Genomic DNA, 2,739 nt, shown 5'->3' with positions numbered 1-2,739 from the left:
GTCCCCAAGGAGCAACCGTGAAAACCCCACGCCGCCCACGCACCGCGGGCTACACCGTCTTCCTCCTGCCGGGCCTGCTGCTGAGCATGCTGTTCCTCGCCGTCCCGCTGCTGATGACGTTCGCCTACAGCTTCACCCAGTGGACGGGCATCGGCCCCGCCACCTTCACCGGCCTGGACAACTACACCCGCCTGTTCGAGGACTCCGACTTCTGGGCGTCCTTCCGCAACATCGCCTTCGTCATCGTCGGCATGGCGGTGGTCCCGACCCTGCTCGGCCTGTTCCTGTCCGCCCTGCTCTTCGACTACGTAGGCAAGAAGCACGGCGACCAGGTGGTCACCGTCCTCCGCTCGGGCCTCTACCTCCCCCAGGTCATCCCGGTCGCCGTCACCGGCCTGATGTGGGGCTGGATCCTCGCCCCCGAAGGCGCCGCAAACAGCCTCCTGGACAAGATCGGCCTGAAGTCCCTGGCCCAGAACTGGCTCGGCAACCCCGACCTCGCCCTCTGGGTCGTCCTGGCAGTCCTGGTCTGGATGCAACTGGGCTACCCGCTGGTCCTGTTCCTCTCCGGCCTCCAGCGCATCGACCCGGAACTGTACGAGGCGGCCGACCTGGACGGCGCCTCCTGGTGGACCCGCTTCACCCGCATCACCGTCCCCCTGCTGCGCCCGGAGATCTACGTCGTCCTCGTCACCACCACCATCGCCGGCCTCAAGGTCTTCGCCCAGATATACGTCCTGACCGGCGGCGGACCCGGCAGCGCCACCCTGGTCCCCTCCTACTTCGCCTACCAGAACTTCTTCGAGCGCGCCGACGTCGGCTACGGCTCCGCGATCTCCAGCACCATGACCCTGCTCGTGCTGGTCATAGCCGCCACGACCCTGACCCGCCAGGCCCGCGAGGACGGATGACCATGAGCACCGACACCACGACTCCCCAGCCCGCGACATCCCCGGCACCGGTCCACAAGACCCCGCCCGGCGCCCGCGGCCGCATGGCCGCCGCCTCCCGCCGTACGCCGCTTTCCTGGGCGGCCCTCATCGCGGTCGGCGTCTTCGTCCTCGCCTTCCTCGCCCCCTTCCTCGTCATCTTGCTCAACGCGTTCAAGACGAGCGGCGACTTCCGCGCCCACGGCTCGCTCTCCCTGCCCGCGAGCTGGAACTGGGGCGTCATCGAAGACGTATGGCAGCGCACCGAGTTCACGCAGAAGCTGCTGAACAGCGTCGAGACGAGCCTCGGCGTGGTCGTCATCGCGGTCGTCCTGGCACTCTTCAACGCCTACGCCCTCGGCATCGGCCGCGTCCGCTGGCGTACGGCCTTCCTCGTCTTCTTCCTCGGCGTGAACGTCCTGCCGCAGGAGGGCCTCATCTACCCGATCTACTACCTCTTCAAAGAACTGGGCCTGTACGACGGAAAGTTGGGCTACACGATCCTGGTCGGCGTCACCTACAGCGCCTTCGGCACGTACCTGCTCTCCTCCGTCTTCAGCAGCTTCCCCCGCGAGCTGATCGAGGCCGCCTCCATCGACGGTGCGGGCCGCTGGACCATCCTGTGGCGCATCGTCCTGCCCATGAGCTGGCCCACCCTGTCCGTGATGTGCGTCTTCTTCTTCGTCTGGAGCTGGAACGAGTTCCTCTACCCCCTCGTCCTGCTCATCTCCAACGCCAACCAGACCGTCCCCCTCGGCCTCGCCTCGATGCAGGGCCAGTACACCAGCGACCCCACCGCCATGAGCGCCGCAGCCCTCCTCGGCGTCATCCCCATGGTCGTCTTCTTCCTCATCTTCCAGCGCTCGCTGACACGGGGCGTGACCGCAGGCGCCGTGAAGTAATCCCCGGCAGCCTCCGACTACACCAGGCCAGGTTGAGGTCGCCAGGGCACATCCAGGAGGCGGGGCACCAGGCGTATCGCCTTTTGCGGGCCCGGATGACGGGCACGCTGCGTTCCACGGCGTAGGCGTGGAACGCCGTCAGGACCGTGTGCTGGTCGGCGACGATTCCAGCGACCTAGTCTAGTGCCGCATCAGGCAACATTTGCCCTGTTCACGACCTCGCGAACGGGTTCGTCGGCGGTTGCGGGTTCCGCCAGATGATGTAGCGGCGGATCATGCTCCCCGCTCCTTGTGGCTGGCGTGATCGGTTCCATCCAGCACGAAGTAGCGCAGGGGGCCGTGAACTGGGCCTCGATGCGGTCCGGCCAGGAGCTGAGGCTGCGATTTTCGTGTTCGGATGTACTGCCCGCGGCCTGAGAGGTGCGGGATCGCGGTCTTCACGTCCGCTGTGAAGTCAGCCTGTCCCGGCGTGACCGGGTTGCCGCGCCGTCGCCTGTGTGCTCATCCCCGACGGACACCACTGCCCAAGCGTTCCGAGGCACCGGGGTGATGCCTGCACTCCTGTGCCTCGCGCCGGTATCACGTGATCCGTGAGGTGATGGTGCCCAGGCGCTCCACGGAGACGGTCACGGTGTCGCCGGGGGCCAGCGGGGCGTGGACGTCACGGCCCCGGCGGCCCCAGAGTTCGGCGAGGCAGCCGCCGCCGCAGGTGCCGGAGCCGAGGATGTCGCCGGGCTTGACCCAGGTACCGCGGGAGGCGTGGGCGGTCATCTCGGCAAAGGAGAACGCCATGGAGGCGAGGGTGTCCTGCCCGATCACCGCGCCGTTGACGGAGGCGGTCATGGCCAGATCGAAGGACTTCCCGCTGCGGGCGGAGGCGAGTTCGTCGGGGGTGGCCAGGGCGGGGC

At 67.7% G+C, this 2,739-nt stretch carries 3 protein-coding genes and 1 pseudogene; 2 read left to right on the top strand and 2 right to left on the bottom strand.

What is annotated here, in order from left to right; translation table 11 throughout:
- Both CA983_RS42510 and CA983_RS42505 read left to right on the top strand, forming a co-directional pair.
- A partial coding sequence (locus CA983_RS42510) for a carbohydrate ABC transporter permease (protein ID WP_341866742.1) occupies nt 1-911 on the top strand: 911 nt, incomplete at its 5' end.
- Nucleotides 912-994: 83 nt separating this feature from the next.
- Nucleotides 995-1,831, top strand: a complete 837-nt coding sequence (locus CA983_RS42505; protein WP_086605973.1) for a carbohydrate ABC transporter permease — start codon at nt 995-997, stop codon at nt 1,829-1,831.
- Between the two features lie 191 nt (nt 1,832-2,022).
- Here CA983_RS42505 and CA983_RS49335 read toward each other — a convergent pair.
- Nucleotides 2,023-2,205 (bottom strand): annotated as a pseudogene (locus CA983_RS49335) (transposase); the annotation flags it as partial.
- A gap of 205 nt (nt 2,206-2,410) precedes the next feature.
- On the bottom strand, nt 2,411-2,739 hold a 329-nt coding region (locus CA983_RS42500; protein WP_143645779.1), incomplete at its 5' end, for a fumarylacetoacetate hydrolase family protein.

Origin of the sequence: Streptomyces swartbergensis (assembly GCF_002148965.1) — a bacterium.
Taxonomy (GTDB): domain Bacteria; phylum Actinomycetota; class Actinomycetes; order Streptomycetales; family Streptomycetaceae; genus Streptomyces; species Streptomyces swartbergensis.
This window is presented reverse-complemented; position numbering and strand designations above follow the sequence as displayed.

Bases quoted from the DNA above. Each gene is read 5' to 3' on its own strand.
- CA983_RS42505 (WP_086605973.1), top strand. From the start codon at position 995: ATGGCCGCCGCCTCCCGCCGTACGCCGCTTTCCTGGGCGGCCCTCATC.